This window comes from Streptomyces sp. MUSC 14 (assembly GCF_001866675.1).
Lineage (GTDB): Bacteria > Actinomycetota > Actinomycetes > Streptomycetales > Streptomycetaceae > Streptomyces.
Genome location: NZ_MLYN01000038.1, coordinates 32,683 through 49,144, shown reverse-complemented (window position 1 = coordinate 49,144; position 16,462 = coordinate 32,683). Strand labels below are relative to the sequence as shown.

Sequence of the window (16,462 nt, the reverse complement as noted above, 5' to 3'; positions counted from 1 at the left end):
TCAGGGGGCCCACTTCGTGCTGCTCGGTGTGTGCGCGTGTCTACGGAACCCGCTGCGTCTTCGGCTCCGGCTCGGTCCGCGACTGCGACGCGGCCGCCAGGATCGACTCCGCCTCCTGCGACGGCTCCACCCGGAACACCCAGGTGCGGTACGACCAGAAGCGGAAGAGCGTCGCGACGCCGATGCCCACGAACTTGAAGATGTTGCTCTGCAGCGAGCTGTCCCAGCCCATGCCGTAGGTCGCCGCGTAGAGCACACCGTTCTCGATCACGAGGCCGATCGCACTGAAGAACAGGAACAGCGTGAGTTCCTTGGTGCGGCCGCTCTTCTCACGGTCCCGGTACGTCCAGTAACGGAAACCGACGTAGTTGAAGGCGATGGCGACCACGGTCGCGATGATGCTCGCGCGCACGACCGGCAGGTTGGAGCCGTTGCGTACGAGGTTGAAGACAGCGAGATTGACAAAGATGCCCGCGACACCGACGGTGCCGAACTTGGCCACCTCGCGCACGAGTCGTTGCAGCCCCGAGGAACGAGGTTCCATGGCTGGGCAGCTCCCGTCGGTAGGTTTCGTCAGCCCAGCCATGCTAACCAGGTGAACCGGCCGACGCCTGCGCTCCAGGCCACAGCTGGGAAACAGTCCGGAAAGAGGTCGGGAAGCCGGCGGTAAGAGGCCGTGAGAGGGACGCGATCCGGCCGCCTCGATGTGGCCGATACGCTATAGGCGTGACGTTCCCGGTAGTCGGCATGGTCGGCGGGGGGCAGCTCGCGCGTATGACGCACGAGGCAGGCATCCCGTTGGGCATCAGGTTCAAGCTCCTCAGTGACACCCCTCAGGATTCCGCGGCGCAGGTCGTGAGCGATGTCGTCATAGGCGACTATCGCGATCTCGACACGCTGCGTGACTTCGCGCGCGGATGCGATGTGATCACCTTCGATCACGAACACGTGCCCACCGAGCACCTCAGGGCCCTGGAGGCGGACGGCATTCCCGTGCGCCCGGGGCCCGACGCGCTGGTGCACGCCCAGGACAAGGGCGTGATGCGTGCGAAGCTCGACGCGATCGGCGTCCCGTGCCCGCGGCACCGCATCGTCGCGGACCCGGAGGACGTGGTCCGGTTCGCGGCCGAGGGCGAGGGCTTCCCGGTGGTCCTCAAGACCGTCCGCGGCGGCTACGACGGCAAGGGCGTGTGGGTCGTGGAGACCCCTGAGGAGGCCGCGGAGCCGTTCCGGGCCGGTGTCCCGGTCCTCGCCGAGGAGAAGGTCGACTACGTCCGCGAGCTGGCCGCCTGTGTCGTCCGTTCCCCGCACGGCCAGGCCGTCGCCTACCCGGTCGTCGAGTCCCGGCAGGTGAAGGGCGTCTGCGACACCGTGATCGCGCCCGCCCCCGGCCTCGACGAGGCGCTCGCGCTGCAGGCCGAGGAGATGGCGCTGCGGATCGCCAAGGAGCTCGGCGTCGTCGGGCATCTCGCCGTCGAGCTGTTCCAGACCCGCGACGGCCGTGTCCTCGTCAACGAGCTGGCGATGCGACCGCACAATTCCGGCCACTGGACCCAGGACGGCGCGATCACCAGCCAGTTCGCCAACCATGTCCGCGCGGTCCTCGACCTCCCGCTCGGCGACCCGCGCCCGCGCGCCCCGTGGACGGTCATGGTCAACGTGCTGGGCGGCGACTACCCGGACATGTACTCCGCGTACCTGCACTGCATGGCACGCGACCCCAAGCTCAAGATCCACATGTACGGCAAGGACGTGAAGCCCGGCCGCAAGGTCGGACACGTCAACACCTACGGCGACGACCTGGACGACGTGCTGGAGCGCGCCCGTCACGCTGCCGGCTACCTGAGAGGCACGATCACCGAATGAGCCCCGTTGTTGGCATCGTCATGGGGTCGGACTCCGACTGGCCCGTCATGGAGGCCGCCGCCAAGGCCCTGGACGAGTTCGAGATCGCCTACGAGGTCGACGTCGTCTCCGCGCACCGCATGCCCCGCGAGATGATCACGTACGGCGAGCAGGCCGCCGACCGCGGCCTGAAGGTGATCATCGCGGGCGCGGGCGGTGCCGCCCACCTGCCCGGCATGCTCGCCTCCGTGACCCCCCTGCCGGTCATCGGCGTGCCCGTGCCGCTGAAGTACCTGGACGGCATGGACTCGCTGCTGTCCATCGTGCAGATGCCGGCCGGCGTGCCCGTCGCCACCGTCTCCGTCGCCGGCGCCCGCAACGCCGGACTGCTCGCGGCCCGGATCCTCGCCACGCACGACGAGGACCTGCTGCACAAGATGCGCGACTTCCAGCACGACCTCAACGACCAGGCCACCGAGAAGGGCAAACGGCTGCGCGCCAAGGTCGAGGGGTCGAGCGGCTTCGGCTTCGGGAAGTAAGACGTAATGACCTCAACTGACGAAGCACGGTCCCTGCTCCGCGAGTTCCCCGTCGTCGACGGCCACAACGACCTGCCGTGGGCACTGCGCGAACAGGTCCGCTACGACCTCGCCGCCCGCGACATCGCCGTACCGCAGAACGAGCACCTGCACACCGACATCCCCCGCCTGCGCGAGGGCGGCGTCGGCGCGCAGTACTGGTCGGTGTACGTGCGCTCCGACCTGCCCGGCGCGGTGCCGGCCACCCTCGAACAGATCGACTGCGTACGGCAGTTGATCGCCCGGCACCCCGCCGACCTGCGGGCCGCGCTGACCGCCGCCGACATGGAGGCGGCGCGCGCGGAGGGCCGTATCGCCTCCCTGATGGGCGCGGAGGGCGGGCACTCGATCGACAACTCGCTGGGCACCCTGCGCGGGTTGTACGAGCTGGGCGTGCGCTACATGACGCTCACCCACAACGACAACAACGACTGGGCGGACTCGGCGACCGACGAGCCGAAGGTCGGCGGTCTGTCGGCGTTCGGCCGCGAGGTCGTCCGGGAGATGAACCGCCTCGGCATGCTGGTCGACCTCTCCCACGTGGCGGCCACGACGATGCGCGCCGCGCTGGACACCACGTCCGCGCCGGTGATCTTCTCGCACTCCTCCTCGCGCGCCGTGTGCGACCACCCGCGCAACATCCCGGACGACGTGCTGGAGCGGCTGCCCGCCAACGGCGGCATGGCGATGGTGACGTTCGTGCCGAAGTTCGTGCTCCAGGCGGCCGTCGACTGGACCCTGGCCGCCGACGAGAACATGCGCGCGCACGGCTTCCACCACCTCGCCTCGACGCCCGAGGCGATGAAGATCCACCGCGCCTTCGAGGAGCGCAACCCGCGCCCGATCGCCACGGTGTCGACGGTGGCGGACCACCTGGACCACATGCGCGAGGTGGCCGGCATCGACCACCTGGGCATCGGCGGCGACTACGACGGCACCGCCTTCACCCCGGACGGCCTCAGCGACGTCTCCGGCTACCCGAACCTGCTCGCCGAGCTGCTGGAGCGCGGCTGGTCCAAGGCCGACCTGGCCAAGCTGACCTGGCAGAACGCGGTGCGGGTGCTGGGCGCCGCGGAGGACGTGGCCCGCGGCCTTCAGGCGACGCGCGCCCCGTCCAACGCCACGATCGAGTCGCTCGACGGCGCCGTCTGAGCGTCGAGGGCGGGGTAGTCGTTGTAACCGGCGGCCCCGCCCACGTACATGGTCCGGGTTGGCGAGAAACGGCCGGCTGAGCGCCACCAGGTCGGAGCGCACCAGGTGCGGACAGACGAGGTCCAGCCCCTCCAGCCGGGCGAGGAGCGTGGCGTAGAGGCCGTTGGTGTCCTCCTCGCGGACGCCGTTGACGGTGGAGGCGGGGGAGATCCGGACGCCCACCGGTCGGCGCCGACCGCGTCGGCCACCGCCTCGGTCACCTCCGCCGCGAACCGCACCCGGCGTTCGACGGAGCCGCCGTAGCCGTCGGTACGGCGGCCGGTCGGTGCCCGCCGGGCGTGAAGATCGTCTCCGGCAGCGGCACGGCGGAGGGGGCCACCGGGGTCAGTCCGCTGGTGGCCGGGTGGCTCACCCGGCCACCGTGCTGCCCGACTGCGTTCGCGATTGCGGGTCAGAGGGGCCATCACCAGGTGGCTGGGGAGTCCGAGCCGGGCGGGGTGAGGAAGTCCATGTCGGCCGTGGAGTCCGTTGTCCGTGCCATGCCGGCACGGTAGAACTTGACACCGGTGTGAGATTCAAGCCCTCGGCCGGCGAGGCGGACATGCGGATCGGTGAACTGGCCCGGCGCACCGGGGTGAGCGAGCGGTCGCCGCGCTACTACGAGACCCAGGGGCTGCTCGCCGCCGAGCGCACCTCCGGCGGCCACCGCGACCACCCCGAGCCGGCCGTCGACCGGGTCATCAGGATCCAGGAGCTGTACGCGGCCGGGCTGCACAGCGAGAGGATCCGGCAGCTGCTGCGCTGCATGCGCGACCAGGACGGCGGCCCCTCCGCGAGCGCCACCCCGCGCCCGGTCGAGGACCTCACCGCCGAGCGCGCCCGCATCGACCGGACGAGCTCATCCGCACGGCCCGCGACAGCTGACCGGCGTACCCCCGAACGCCCCACTCACCAGGAAGCTCCCGTTCCCCCCGTGCGACCGTGACGTGTACGCCTTCACGAAGTAGCTCGACCACGACGTAGTAGCTCAACCACGACGTAGCTCACGACGACGTACGGAGCCGCCATGGCCGACCTCCAGCACGACATATCCACGACCACCGAGGCCGGCGCGGGCGAGGGCCTGCCGGACGACCCCTTCACGGAGGACGATCCCGGCGCGCTCCTGCTGCGGGCCCACGCGCTGCTCGCCGAGCACCCCGTCGCCGACGGCTACAGCGGACTGCCCTGGGCCCTGCGCCATCTGCCCTGGTACGACCTGGAGCTGGGCGAGGCGGCCGTCGACACCGACGTGCCCCGGATGCGCGAGGGCCATGTGGGCGTGGTGTTCTGGTCGCTGCACCTGCCCGAGGGCCCCGATGGCGACCGGGCCACGGCGGCGACCCTGGAGCAGCTGGACCAGGTGCGCACGGTGATCGAGGCGCATCCGGAGGGCCTGCGCCTGGTGGGCACCGCCGGGCAGGTCATCGACGCCCGCAACCACGGCCGGGTCGCCGTGGTGCCCGGCCCCGCGTACGCCGCCGCGCTCGACGACTCCCTCGGCATCCTGCGGGTCCTGCGCACCCTCGGCCTGCGCGTCCTCACCCTGACCGGTACGGCCTGGGCGGGGGAGCGGGGGCTGAGCCGGTTCGGCGAGGAGGTGGTCCGCGAGATGAACCGCATCGGCGTGCTGGCGGACGTCTCCGGCGCCTGTGCCGCCACCGTCGAACGCACCCTCGCCCTGTCCAAGACCCCGGTGCTGTGCACCCGCTCCGCCGCCCGCGAGCTGCGCCCGCACCCGGCCAACCTGACCGACGAGCTGCTCACGGCGCTGGGCGCGGCGAAGGGCGTGTGCATGGTGCCGCTGACCGCCGAGCAGACCGGGCCGACGATCAGGGACGTCGCCGACCACCTGGACCACGTCCGCGACGTGGCCGGCCCGCAGTGCGTCGGCCTGTCCGGCACCTACGACTCCGGCGCCGTCCACCCCCGCGACCTCGCCGACGCCTCGCGCTACCCCCACCTGATCGCCGAACTCCTGCGCCGCGGCTGGACCGAGACCGAGCTGTCCCTGCTGACCTGGGGCAACGTCCAACGGGTGCTCCGCAGCGCGGACTTCATGGTCCGGGCGGCACAGCGGCGCGCGTGAAGCACGACGATGCGCGGCGATTCACAGGAAGTTCACCGGCCGGGTATGTGTCCGGTGGTGCAGAATGCGGGAAGACGCCGGTTCGGCCGACTGAGCCTCGGCCGAACCGGCGTCGTCCCGACGGCTATGCCGTGGGGCGGCCCATCGCCCGGTACGTCCAGCCCGCACCGCGCCACAGCAGCGGGTCGAGCGCGTTGCGGCCGTCCAGGATGAGACGGGCCGCCGCGACCTCGCCGAGCGCCGCCGGGTCCAGCTCGCGGAACGCGCGCCACTCGGTCAGGTGCAGCACGGCGTCGGCGCCGCGTACGGCCTCCAGCGCCGAGTCGGCGTAGCCGAGCGTCGGGAAGACCTTGCGGGCGTTGTCCATGCCCTTCGGGTCGTACACCGTGACCTGGCCGCCCTGGAGGTGGATCTGACCGGCCACGTTCAGCGCGGGCGAGTCGCGCACGTCGTCCGAGTCGGGCTTGAAGGTGGCGCCCAGCACCGCGATCCGCTTGCCGAGGAAGGAGCCGCCGCCGAGCGCCTCCCGGGTCATCTCGACCATCTGGCCGCGCCGGCGCATGTTGATGGAGTCGATCTCGCGCAGGAAGGTCAGCGCCTGGTCGGCGCCCAGCTCGCCCGCCCGCGCCATGAAAGCCCGGATGTCCTTGGGCAGACACCCGCCGCCGAAGCCGATGCCCGCGCGCAGGAACTTGGCCCCGATCCGCTCGTCGTACCCGATGGCCTCCGCGAGCTTCACCACGTCACCGCCGGCGGCCTCGCACACCTCCGCCATCGCGTTGATGAAGGAGATCTTGGTGGCGAGGAAGGAGTTCGCGGCCGTCTTCACCAGCTCGGCGGTCGGGAAGTCGGTCACGACGAACGGCGTGCCCTCGCCGACCGGGCCGGCGTACACCTCGCGCAGCAGCTTCTCGGCGCGCTCCCCGCGCACGCCCACCACGATCCGGTCCGGGTGCAGGGTGTCCTGCACCGCGAAGCCCTCGCGCAGGAACTCCGGGTTCCAGGCCAGCTCCGCCTCGGCGCCCGCCGGGGCGTTCTCGGCCAGGTACGCCGCCAGCCGCTCGGCCGAGCCGACGGGCACGGTCGACTTGCCGACGACCAGGGCCGGGCGGTGCAGATGCGGGGCGAGCGAGGCGATCGCGGCATCGACGTACGACATGTCGCAGGCGTACTCGCCGTGCTTCTGCGGGGTGTTCACGCACACGAAGTGCACGTCGCCGAAGGCGCCGATCTCGGCCCAGTCGGTGGTGAACCGCAGCCGCCCGCTCGATCCCTCGATCCCGGCCACGTGCCGGCGCAGCAGCTCGTCCAGCCCCGGCTCGTACATCGGGGTCTCGCCGCGCTCCAGCAGGGCGATCTTCTCGGGTACGACGTCGAGCCCGAGCACCTCGAAGCCGAGTTCGGCCATGGCCGCGGCGTGCGTGGCGCCGAGGTAGCCGGTGCCGATCACAGTGATCTTCAGGCTCATGGGGGTGCGCTCCAGCTCGGACTCGGGTACGTCGGTGATGCGGCCCCGAGCATAGTCGGGGCCCTCACCGGGCAATTTCCCCGCTGTCGTGTAGCTCACGTAGGCGCGGCGCGGGCGGGCCTCTAAAATTTGAGTTACTTAACGGTAATTAGCGTCAGTATCACTGCGTCTTTGGAGCGTGAGAGACCGTGGCCGGATCGGCTGACTTCGACCTGTACCGCCCGTCCGAGGAGCACGACATGCTCCGCGACGCCGTCCGTTCCATGGTCGAGGCGAAGATCGCGCCGTACGCCGCGGCGGTGGACGAGGAAGCCCGCTTCCCGCAGGAGGCCCACGACGCCCTCGTGGCGAACGACCTGCACGCCGTGCACGTACCCGAGGAGTACGGCGGCGCCGGCGCCGACGCGCTCGCGACCGTCATCGTGATCGAGGAGGTCGCCCGCGCCTGCGTCTCCTCCTCCCTGATCCCCGCCGTGAACAAGCTCGGCTCGCTCCCGGTGATCCTCTCCGGCGGCGAGGAGCTGAAGAAGAAGTACCTGACCCCGCTCGCCAAGGGCGAGGCGATGTTCTCGTACTGCCTCTCCGAGCCGGAGGCGGGCTCGGACGCCGGCGGCATGACGACCAAGGCGGTCCGCGACGGCGACCACTACGTCCTCAACGGCGTGAAGCGCTGGATCACCAACGCGGGCGTCTCCGAGTACTACACGGTCATGGCCGTCACCGACCCGACCAAGCGGACCAAGGGCATCTCCGCCTTCGTCGTCGAGAAGTCGGACGAGGGCGTCTCCTTCGGCGCTCCGGAGAAGAAGCTCGGCATCAAGGGCTCCCCGACCCGCGAGGTCTACTTCGACAACGTCCGCATCCCCGCCGAGCGCATGATCGGCGCGGAGGGCACCGGCTTCGCGACCGCCATGAAGACCCTGGACCACACCCGCATCACCATCGCCGCCCAGGCGCTCGGTGTCGCCCAGGGCGCCCTCGACTACGCCAAGGGCTACGTCCAGGAGCGCAAGCAGTTCGGCAAGCCGATCGCCGACTTCCAGGGCATCCAGTTCATGCTCGCGGACATGTCGATGAAGATCTCGGCCGCCCGCGCCCTGACCTACCAGGCCGCCGCCGCCTCCGAGCGCGGCGACGCCGACCTCACCTACCTGGGCGCCGCCGCCAAGTGCTTCGCCTCGGACGTCGCCATGGAGGTCACCACGGACGCCGTCCAACTCCTCGGCGGCTACGGCTACACCCGCGACTACCCGGTGGAGCGCATGATGCGCGACGCCAAGATCACCCAGATCTACGAGGGCACGAACCAGGTCCAGCGGATCGTCATGGCCCGCAACCTGCCGTAACGGCACGGGAGTTCACGGCTCGGTGAAAGGCGCCCCCGCGGTCCTCGGGGGCGCCTTTTCGCTTTTGCTGCCTGGGGGGACAGGCGGTGATGCATCGTTTGGCATGGAGCGCACTCCAATACCCGGCGTCCTGAGCAGACGGTCCGACGAACTCAGGAGGCAGCGGACTTCTACGGTTCCGGACACAACGAGGAGCTGATCGGGCGGGCCGTCGCCGGACGGCGTGACGAGGTGGTGCCGGCCACGAAGTCCGGCTCGGGGTCGACCACATCGACCTCTACTACCAGCACCGGGTCGACCCGCAGGTACCCATCGAGGAAACCGTCGGCGCCATGGCCGAGCTGGTCCGGGCGGGCAAGGTCCGCCACCTCGGGCTGTCCGAGGCCGGCGCGCGGACCATCCGGCGGGCGCACGCCCGCGCTGCAGAGCGAGTGGTCGCTGTGGACCCGCGGCCTGGAGGCGGAGATCGCCCCGGTCTGTCGCGAGCTCGGCATCGGCCTGGTCCCGTTCTCCCCGCTCGGGCGCGGCTTCCTGACCGGACGGGTGCAGCCCGGTCGAGGAGATGGCGGAGACCGACGTGCGGCGCGGCCAGCCGCGTTTCACCGACGGCAACCTCGAACACAACCTGGCGATCGTGGCGAAGCTGAACGAACTGGCCCTGGGTGCAGCACCGGGGCGAGGACGTGGTGCCCATCCCCGGGACCCGGCGGCAGAGGTACCTGGAGGAGAACCTCGCCGCCCTGACCGTCGAACTGTCCCCTGAGGACCTCGCAGCCATCGAGGCCGCCGCCCCGGCCGGGCAGATCGCGGGCAACCGCTACGACGCGACCAGCCTCACCTTCGTCGACCGCTGAGCCGCCGCCCGGACAGCGGCGTACGCGACCGCGCGATCGTCACCGGCTTCAAGTGCCGACCGGTCGGTCACATGCGGGACCCCGGTGCCTGACATAGGACGGAAGCACACGGGAACCCGTCCGGGCCCCAAGTCCCCCAGGAGGAGCCATGACCCAGTCCGGAACGACGATGAAGCCCATGACGCAGCAGATGCAGGAGTGCGTCGACGCCTGCATGACCGCGCACCGGATGTGCGAGGAGACCATGAGCTCCTGCATGCAGATGGGCGGGCAGGTGCAGATGAAGATCATGCGTGCGCTCATGGACTGCTCCGAGACGACCCGCATGTGCGCCGACATGATGATGCGCCGCTCGCCCATGGCGGGCGAGATGTGCGCGATGTGCGCCAAGGCGTGCGACATGTGCGTCGAGGCGTGTATGACCATGCCGGACGATCCGCAGATGACGCGCTGCGCGGAGGCGTGTCGCCGCTCGGCGGAGGCGTGCCGTGCCATGGCGGGAGCCAAGATGTGAAGCCCGCCTGAACGACGTCGAGGGCACCCGCACGGGTGCCCTCGACGTCGTACGACGACCGGTTCAGTTTCCGGAGACGGTGACCTTCTGGTCGTTGTTCAGCTCGTCCACCAGCGTCTTCACCTTGGTCTTGTCCCAGACGAGGTTGCCGCCGACCGAGCCGGAGATCGGCATGTTCAGGGACGTGCCGTCACCGCCCTGGACCCCCTTCATCGCCCAGAACATCGAGGCCAGGTCCCACAGGCTCATGTCCTTGTCGACGATCAGCGAGTCCAGGCCCGCGCCCATCACGGGGTAGAACGTGAAGGGGTTCAGGATCGTGGAAGGCGTCGCCACCTGGTGGGCCAGTGCCGACAGGAACTTCTGCTGGTTCTTGGTGCGCTGGAGGTCGCTCGCGGCGAAGGCGTGCCGGGTGCGGACGAAGGCGAGGGCCTGGGCGCCGTTCAGCGTCTGCTTGCCCGCCTTGAAGTTCGCGCCGGACCATTTGTCCGAGAAGCCCTTGTCGATGTTGATCTCGACACCGCCGACCGCGTCCACGATGTTCGCGAAGCCCTCGAAGCCGATCTCCACGTAGTGGTCGATGTGCAGACCGGTGTTCGCCTCGATGGTGCGGACCAGCAGCGTCGGCCCGTCCTCGGCGTAGGTCGCGTTGAGCTTCTCCTGGCGGCCCTGCGCCGGGTAGACCTTCCCGGACGTGGAGCCCTTGTACGAGGGGACGGTCACGTTCGAGTCGCGCGGCAGCGAGACCAGCGTGTCGCCGTTGTCACCGACGTGCAGGATCATCATCGAGTCGGTGCGCTTGCCCTCGGCGGAGCCGGTGTGCAGCTTCTGCTCGTCCGCCTTGGTCATGCCCTCGCGGCTGTCCGAGCCGACGATCAGGTAGTTCGTGCCCGAGCCCGCCGCCGGCCGGTCGATGACCGTGGACAGGTCGACCTCGCGGCGCAGCTTGGAGTCGGCCCAGAAGTAGGTCGCGACCGAGGTGACGACCAGCACGGTCGCCAGCGTGATCACGGTCCACTTGATCCGCCGCCGCCAGTTCGGCGCGGGACGCGCCCCCCGGGGCGGTACACCGTCCGGCCCGCCCGGTCCGCCGCCGCCGGGACCGCCGTAGACCTGGCCCGTGTTGTAGCCGCTGTCGTACTCGCCGTAACCGTCGTCGTACGACGGCTGCTGCGGGACACCGGCTCCGTACGGCGGGGCGGCCGGGCCGCGGTTGCCGTACGCCGAGCGCTGCCCGGGCGGCGTCGCCGGGCCGCGCCGTACCTGGCGCATCACCTGGGCGCCCTCCGGCTGTGCGTCGGAGCTGCCGCGCCCGTAACGCGGGCCGCGGTTGTCGTCGGACCATCCCTCGGGCCAGTCATTCATGGGCCCAGTGTGCAGGGCGCGGACAGGCGCCGTACAAGGGCTGTCGGAAAATAGGAGCGGCGCTGTTGCGAAGCCGACACAAATTCCGCGAAAGTCGCATCGGCATAAGGTGGACGGCATGACAGACCAGGCCACGGAAGCGGAACGAGACATGGAACCGGACATACCGGGTAAGCCGACGTCCGCCTCGCGCACCACTCTCAGCCACATCATGACCCACAACGACACCAACCTTCTGGGTACGGTGCACGGCGGCGTGATCATGAAGCTGGTCGACGACGCGGCGGGCGCGGTGGCGGGCCGGCACTCCGGCGGTCCCGCCGTCACCGCGTCCATGGACGAGATGGCCTTCCTGGAGCCGGTCCGCGTCGGCGACCTGGTTCATGTGAAGGCCCAGGTCAACTGGACCGGCCGGACCTCCATGGAGGTCGGCGTCCGGGTCCTCGCCGAGCGCTGGAACGAGTCGGCCCCGGCCACCCAGGTCGGCTCGGCCTACCTGGTCTTCGCGGCCGTCGACGCCGACGGCAAGCCGCGCCGGGTGCCCGCGGTGGTCCCGGAGACCGACCGCGACCGGCGCCGGTACCAGGAGGCCCAGATCCGCCGCACGCACCGGCTGGCCCGCCGTCGGGAGATCAGGGAACTGCGGGAGCGGCGCGCCGCCGAGGGGTTCGAGGACTGAGCGCTCCGCTGGAAGTGCCGCACTGCGCCGTCGGTCGTCTGCGGGGCCGTCGCGGCTGGTCGCGCTCACGCGCGCAGCCGCATATCGACGGAGCCCCGCGCCCCTTCGGGGCGCTGCCGAACCGCACCGGACTTCGCCGGACCCGCTTGGTCACGCCCTACGACCCCGGGCACACCACCTCGCTGCCGCGCACCGCGCGCGGGGCCGGCTGGCCCGGGTCCTCGAAGCGCACCTTGTGCACGTTCTTGAAGTCCGCCGCGACCGTCAGCCTCAGCAGCTGTCCCTGCCCCGGCACGGCCCGCAGCTCGGCGCCCGGCAGGGCCGCCGCGAGGGCGCGGGCGGAGCGGTCCCAGCGGGGGTCGTAGGAGATGACCGAGTGCGGGACATGCGCCGGGGCCGTCACCGGCAGCCGGGTCGTGGTGAAGCCCGTCGCCGCCAGCGCCGCGTCCACCCGCTTGGCCAGTCCCAGGGTGGCCGAGCCGTTCGCCACCTGGACCCGGATCTGCTGCGGATCCACGTCCACCGGGGTCACCGGGGCCGGTGCCGGGCCGTCGTGCCGCGGCGGGTCCGTGGTGAGCGGCTTGTCGTCGCGCAGGGACGTGAACAGCTGGTCCGCCTTCGCCTGGTCCCACTTCAGGGTCGAGCCGACACCCCTGACCTCGTAGTTCATCTGCCCGATGGGCACGGTGACGAACTCGGAGGAGGAGGGCGAGAAGTCCCGCATGGCCCGGGCGAGGTCGAGCAGCTCGTCCGTGCCGAAGGTCTCGTCGGCGCGGACCGAGCCGAGCACCGCCCGGGCCACGTCCCGGAACCGCATCGGGTTCAGCAGCACCCCCGAGGAGGCGGCCTTCTCGATCAGGGAGGCCAGGAACCGCTGCTGCCGCTTCATCCGCCCCAGGTCGCTGGTGCCGTCGACGTGCCGGGCCCGCACGTACTGCAGCGCCTGCCCGCCCTTGAGGGTGTGCGTGCCGGCCGCGAGGTCGAGCCCGCTGTATGCGTCCTGCATCGGGGCAGGCGTGCAGATCTTCACCCCGCCGAGGACGTCCACGGTCTTCATGAAGCTGGTGAAGTCGACCTCGAGATAGTGGTCGATCTTCAGATGGGTCATGCTCTCGATCGCGCGGACGGTCAGCTGGGGGCCGCCCTCGGAGTAGGCGGCGTTCAGCCTGATCGGATGCGCCGGGTGCTGCTGCCCGGTGGCCGGGTCGGTGCGGGCGGGCAGCTCGGCGTAGGAGTCGCGCGGCAGGCTCACCACAGTGGCCCGGTCCCGGTTCTCCGAGATGTGCACGATCATCATCGTGTCCGTGCAGTGGCAGGGCGCCCCGCCCAGCCGGAACGCCCGCCGCTCCCGCTCGGTGATCTTGTCGCGGCCGTCGGTGCCGACCAGCAGCACGTTCATGCCGTGCCCCGCCCGGGGCCGGTTCTTCATGTCCTTGAACGCGTCGACCCGCGCGATACCCGCGTCCAGGCTGCTGATCACCGCGTGCCCGATCCCGGCCGAGGCCAGCACCACCACGGACAGCGTGCACAGCGCCCGCATGGCCCAACGCGGCCGACGGGGTGTGCGCAGGGACCTCACCGGCCGTACGGGCGGGCGCGGCACACGGCGGGACGGCTGCGGTCGGCGCTGCGGAGGCGCGGGGGACCGGGGCGGGCTGGCCAAAGGGGGCACCTCCGGGCGAGGCCGTACGTGAGATCCGTGAGCACGGTAGGCCGATACGATCTCCAGCCCGGTCCTACGTCCCTGCGGCGCGCAAAGGTGTCCCCCGTTCGCGGTAACGTGAGCCCCCTATGAACGCCAAGTCCGACGTGCGGCTCCCCGCTGTCTCCGTGATCATGCCCGTCCTCGACGAGGAGCGGCATCTGCGCGGGGCCGTCCAAGCGATCCTCGCGCAGGAGTACGCCGGCGAGATGGAGGTCGTGATCGCCCTCGGTCCGTCCACGGACCGCACGGACGAGATCGCGGCCCGGCTCGTGGCCGAAGACGCGCGTGTGCACACCGTCCCGAACCCCACCGGCCGCACGCCCGCGGCGCTCAACGCGGCGATCAAGGCCTCCCGGCATCCGATCGTGGTCCGCGTCGACGGCCACGGCATCCTCTCGGCGAACTACATCGCCACCGCCGTCCGGCTGCTGGAGGAGACCGGCGCGCAGAACGTCGGCGGCATCATGCACGCCGAGGGCGAGAACGACTGGGAGCACGCGGTCGCGGCCGCCATGACCTCGAAGATCGGGGTCGGGAACGCCGCCTTCCACACGGGCGGCGAGGCCGCCCCCGCCGAGACGGTCTACCTCGGCGTCTTCCGCCGCGAGGCGCTGGAGCGGCAGGGCGGCTACAACGAGGAGTTCATCCGCGCCCAGGACTGGGAGCTGAACTTCCGCATACGCGAGGCCGGCGGCCTGATCTGGTTCTCGCCGGAGCTGAAGGTGTCGTACCGGCCGCGGCCCTCCGTGCGGGCGCTGGCCAAGCAGTACAAGGACTACGGCCGTTGGCGGCACGTCGTCGCGCGCTACCACTCCGGCTCGATCAACCTGCGCTACCTCGCCCCGCCGACCGCGGTGTGCGCGATCGCGGCGGGTGTCGTGGCCGGCGCCCTTCTCACCCCGTGGGGCTTCGTCGTCCCCGGCGGCTACCTCGCGGCGATCGCCGCGGGCTCCGTCCCGGCGGGCAGGGGCCTGCCCCTGAGGGCCCGCCTGCAGATCCCCGTGGCCCTCGCCACCATGCACATGTCGTGGGGCTGGGGCTTCCTGACCAGCCCGAGGTCGCTGGCGAAGAAGGTCATCGCGTCGCGGCGGCCGGCGGTCATCGGCTCGCACTGAGCCGGCGAACAGGGCCCCTCTCCGGCAGGGGCCCTTCCGCTACCACCGATACGGCTTGTACACATCCATGCACTGCGACGTGTCCGAGCCGTTGACGGCGTCGGCGTTGTCGGGGATGTCCCCGGCCTTCGGCTTCGACTGCCTGGGGTACGACGCACCGGTGCGCCAGTCCGCGCCGACGACGACCGTGACCCCGGACACCCCGGTCGACTGCTGTACCGAACTCGCCGGAATACCCAGCGACTTGGCCACGGCCTGGGCGTCACCCGCCAGGTCCGCGCTCGGGTACTGCACGACTGTCTTGTCCGCGGACTGGGTCACGGAGGTGTCCGCCGCCGCGCGCGCGTAGCCCTGCTGGGCGAGCACCTGGCTGATCGCCCCCGCCCGGCCCGGCACCGCCGCCTCGGTCGAGCTCTGGGTGGCGTTCTGCACCAGCACGCCGAGCCGGGCCGGGTCCGTCGAGGGGGCCTTGGCCGTCTTCCCGGAGTCGTGCGGTTCGGCCGGCGTCTGCTTCTTCGAGCCGGACGCGGCGCCGTTCTTGTCGAGCGGCACGTCGTCGCGGAGCATCTGCCACAGCTTGTCGGCGTTCGCCGCGTCCGGCAGGACATGTGAATCGTCCTGCGGATCCTGGATGTTGGGCATCGTCACCGACGTGATGCGGTCCGACGGCACCGACTTCATCTCCATGCCGAGGTCGTACAGCTTCTTGACCGTGCCGATCTCCTCGGAGACCTTCAGGGACTTGACGGCCGCGTCGGCCAGGTCCATCAGGCGCCCGGAGTCGGTGAAGACGTTCTGCTTGCGCAGCGTGCGCATCATCGAGTTCAGGTACATGTGCTGGGCGCGGGCCCGCATCAGGTCGCTGCCCCAGGCGTGCCGGGTGCGCAGCCACTGCAGCGCCTGCTCGCCCTCGACCTTGTGCGTCCCGGCCGTCAGCTTCAGCCCGGAGCCGCCGCGCTGGGCCGGGGTCGGGTGGTCCCACACGTTCTGCTTCACGCACACGTCGACACCGCCGATGGCGTCCGCCATCCGCACCACGCCGGAGAAGTCGATCGTCATCCAGTGGTCGATGTAGACCCCGGTGAGCTTCTCCCAGGTGGACAGCGTGCAGCCGGCCCCGCCCCGGGCCAGCGTGGTGTTGATGATGTCGTTCGTCTGCGGATAGATCTTGCCGGTCTCGGGGTCCGTGCACTTGGGGATGTCGACGCGGGTGTCCCGGGGGATGCTCACCATGGCGGCGCTCTTGCGGTCCGCGGAGAGGTGGATGAGCATCTGGACGTCCGCGTTCGGGGGACCGCCGACGCTGTCCCTGCTGCCGCCGAGCTTCAGGTCCTCGGCCGAGTTACGGCTGTCCGAGCCGATCAGCAGGATGTTCAGCGGGGTCTGCCCGGCGGCGTTCGGCGCGGTCTTGTGCGCCGCGGAGTCGCCGCTGCTGCGCTGGCCCTTGCGGATGCTCGCGTTCAGGTGCTCGTAGTACAGGTAACCGGCGCCCGCGGTGCCGAGTATCACCACCGCCAGCACGGTCGCCGACCACCGCAGGGCACGGCGTCTGCGCCGCGGGCGCCCGGCTCCGGAACCTCCTCTGCGCCGCCCTCCGCCGTGCCGGGACCCCTCCGGGTCCGTCCGGTCCTGCGGCCCGGGCGCCACCCCGTCGCCGACCGCAGGTTCCTGCCCTCGCACATCGCTCTGCGCCAAACTTCCTGCCCTCCCCAC

15 protein-coding genes and 2 pseudogenes are annotated in these 16,462 nt (G+C 70.8%); 11 read left to right on the top strand and 6 right to left on the bottom strand.

Annotated features, from left to right (window positions below; genetic code table 11):
• Positions 1-40: 40 nt before the first annotated feature.
• Entirely contained in the window at positions 41-544 is a 504-nt protein-coding gene (locus BIV25_RS24850) for a GtrA family protein (protein ID WP_071374632.1), read from the bottom strand.
• A gap of 182 nt (positions 545-726) precedes the next feature.
• Between BIV25_RS24850 and BIV25_RS24845 the strand changes: the two genes are divergently transcribed.
• The 3 genes from BIV25_RS24845 to BIV25_RS24835 are packed head-to-tail and all read left to right on the top strand — an operon-like array spanning position 727 to position 3,575.
• Complete coding sequence (locus tag BIV25_RS24845; RefSeq protein WP_071374631.1) at positions 727-1,866, top strand: 5-(carboxyamino)imidazole ribonucleotide synthase; 1,140 nt, start codon at positions 727-729, stop codon at positions 1,864-1,866.
• A complete protein-coding gene (purE, locus tag BIV25_RS24840) occupies positions 1,863-2,384 on the top strand; it encodes a 5-(carboxyamino)imidazole ribonucleotide mutase (protein WP_079172948.1) in 522 nt (173 codons plus the stop codon). The genes BIV25_RS24845 and purE overlap by 4 nt, the downstream gene beginning before the upstream one ends.
• A gap of 6 nt (positions 2,385-2,390) precedes the next feature.
• Positions 2,391-3,575: a dipeptidase gene (locus BIV25_RS24835; RefSeq protein WP_071374629.1), complete on the top strand. Its 1,185-nt coding sequence runs from the start codon at positions 2,391-2,393 to the stop codon at positions 3,573-3,575.
• Here BIV25_RS24835 and BIV25_RS47575 read toward each other — a convergent pair.
• A pseudogene (locus tag BIV25_RS47575) lies at positions 3,518-4,002 on the bottom strand (alkene reductase); the annotation flags it as partial. The gene BIV25_RS24835 and the pseudogene BIV25_RS47575 sit on opposite strands and share 58 nt — an antisense overlap.
• A gap of 174 nt (positions 4,003-4,176) precedes the next feature.
• Between BIV25_RS47575 and BIV25_RS24820 the strand changes: the two are divergent.
• Both BIV25_RS24820 and BIV25_RS24815 read left to right on the top strand, forming a co-directional pair.
• The gene (locus BIV25_RS24820) at positions 4,177-4,560 is read left to right on the top strand and encodes a MerR family transcriptional regulator (protein ID WP_079176882.1); all 384 of its coding nucleotides are present in this window, start codon (positions 4,177-4,179) and stop codon (positions 4,558-4,560) included.
• 81 nt (positions 4,561-4,641) lie between these two features.
• Positions 4,642-5,703, top strand: a complete 1,062-nt coding sequence (locus BIV25_RS24815) for a dipeptidase (protein ID WP_071374626.1) — start codon at positions 4,642-4,644, stop codon at positions 5,701-5,703.
• A 124-nt stretch (positions 5,704-5,827) separates the two neighbouring features.
• Here BIV25_RS24815 and BIV25_RS24810 read toward each other — a convergent pair whose 3' ends face one another.
• On the bottom strand, positions 5,828-7,171 hold the full coding sequence (locus tag BIV25_RS24810; RefSeq protein WP_071374746.1) for a UDP-glucose/GDP-mannose dehydrogenase family protein: 1,344 nt from the start codon (positions 7,169-7,171) through the stop codon (positions 5,828-5,830).
• A gap of 188 nt (positions 7,172-7,359) precedes the next feature.
• Here BIV25_RS24810 and BIV25_RS24805 point away from each other — a divergent pair, with 188 nt between their 5' ends.
• From BIV25_RS24805 to BIV25_RS24795, 4 genes and pseudogenes are all read left to right on the top strand, one after another.
• Positions 7,360-8,517, top strand: a complete 1,158-nt coding sequence (locus BIV25_RS24805; protein WP_107486305.1) for an acyl-CoA dehydrogenase family protein — start codon at positions 7,360-7,362, stop codon at positions 8,515-8,517.
• 269 nt (positions 8,518-8,786) lie between these two features.
• Positions 8,787-9,261 (top strand): annotated as a pseudogene (locus tag BIV25_RS24800) (aldo/keto reductase).
• On the top strand, positions 9,204-9,371 hold the full coding sequence (locus tag BIV25_RS54530; RefSeq protein WP_371273063.1) for a hypothetical protein: 168 nt from the start codon (positions 9,204-9,206) through the stop codon (positions 9,369-9,371). Before BIV25_RS24800 ends, BIV25_RS54530 begins: the two are co-directional and overlap by 58 nt.
• 148 nt (positions 9,372-9,519) lie before the next feature.
• The gene (locus tag BIV25_RS24795; protein ID WP_071374625.1) at positions 9,520-9,885 is read left to right on the top strand and encodes a four-helix bundle copper-binding protein; all 366 of its coding nucleotides are present in this window, start codon (positions 9,520-9,522) and stop codon (positions 9,883-9,885) included.
• A gap of 63 nt (positions 9,886-9,948) precedes the next feature.
• Here the strand turns inward: BIV25_RS24795 and BIV25_RS24790 are convergent, their stop codons facing one another.
• Complete coding sequence (locus tag BIV25_RS24790; protein WP_177235404.1) at positions 9,949-11,250, bottom strand: LCP family protein; 1,302 nt, start codon at positions 11,248-11,250, stop codon at positions 9,949-9,951.
• A gap of 118 nt (positions 11,251-11,368) precedes the next feature.
• Between BIV25_RS24790 and BIV25_RS24785 the strand changes: the two genes are divergently transcribed.
• Complete coding sequence (locus BIV25_RS24785) at positions 11,369-11,929, top strand: acyl-CoA thioesterase (protein WP_071374624.1); 561 nt, start codon at positions 11,369-11,371, stop codon at positions 11,927-11,929.
• Between the two features lie 157 nt (positions 11,930-12,086).
• Here the strand turns inward: BIV25_RS24785 and BIV25_RS24780 are convergent, their stop codons facing one another.
• Positions 12,087-13,469, bottom strand: coding sequence for an LCP family protein (locus BIV25_RS24780; protein WP_071374623.1), 1,383 nt, complete (start codon positions 13,467-13,469; stop codon positions 12,087-12,089).
• 251 nt (positions 13,470-13,720) lie between these two features.
• Between BIV25_RS24780 and BIV25_RS24775 the strand changes: the two genes are divergently transcribed.
• Positions 13,721-14,749, top strand: coding sequence for a glycosyltransferase family 2 protein (locus tag BIV25_RS24775; RefSeq protein ID WP_071374622.1), 1,029 nt, complete (start codon positions 13,721-13,723; stop codon positions 14,747-14,749).
• 39 nt (positions 14,750-14,788) lie between these two features.
• Here the strand turns inward: BIV25_RS24775 and BIV25_RS24770 are convergent, their stop codons facing one another.
• On the bottom strand, positions 14,789-16,444 hold the full coding sequence (locus BIV25_RS24770; RefSeq protein WP_079176872.1) for an LCP family protein: 1,656 nt from the start codon (positions 16,442-16,444) through the stop codon (positions 14,789-14,791).
• Positions 16,445-16,462 lie beyond the last annotated feature (18 nt).

Coding starts and splice junctions, on each gene's coding strand:
- BIV25_RS24850 (WP_071374632.1), bottom strand. CDS start 544: ATGGAACCTCGTTCCTCGGGGCTGCAACGACTCGTGCGCGAGGTGGCC.
- purE (WP_079172948.1), top strand. CDS start 1,863: ATGAGCCCCGTTGTTGGCATCGTCATGGGGTCGGACTCCGACTGGCCC.
- BIV25_RS24835 (WP_071374629.1), top strand. CDS start 2,391: ATGACCTCAACTGACGAAGCACGGTCCCTGCTCCGCGAGTTCCCCGTC.
- BIV25_RS24820 (WP_079176882.1), top strand. CDS start 4,177: ATGCGGATCGGTGAACTGGCCCGGCGCACCGGGGTGAGCGAGCGGTCG.
- BIV25_RS24815 (WP_071374626.1), top strand. CDS start 4,642: ATGGCCGACCTCCAGCACGACATATCCACGACCACCGAGGCCGGCGCG.
- BIV25_RS24810 (WP_071374746.1), bottom strand. CDS start 7,171: ATGAGCCTGAAGATCACTGTGATCGGCACCGGCTACCTCGGCGCCACG.
- BIV25_RS24795 (WP_071374625.1), top strand. CDS start 9,520: ATGACCCAGTCCGGAACGACGATGAAGCCCATGACGCAGCAGATGCAG.
- BIV25_RS24790 (WP_177235404.1), bottom strand. CDS start 11,250: ATGAATGACTGGCCCGAGGGATGGTCCGACGACAACCGCGGCCCGCGT.
- BIV25_RS24785 (WP_071374624.1), top strand. CDS start 11,369: ATGACAGACCAGGCCACGGAAGCGGAACGAGACATGGAACCGGACATA.
- BIV25_RS24780 (WP_071374623.1), bottom strand. CDS start 13,469: ATGCGGGCGCTGTGCACGCTGTCCGTGGTGGTGCTGGCCTCGGCCGGG.
- BIV25_RS24775 (WP_071374622.1), top strand. CDS start 13,721: ATGAACGCCAAGTCCGACGTGCGGCTCCCCGCTGTCTCCGTGATCATG.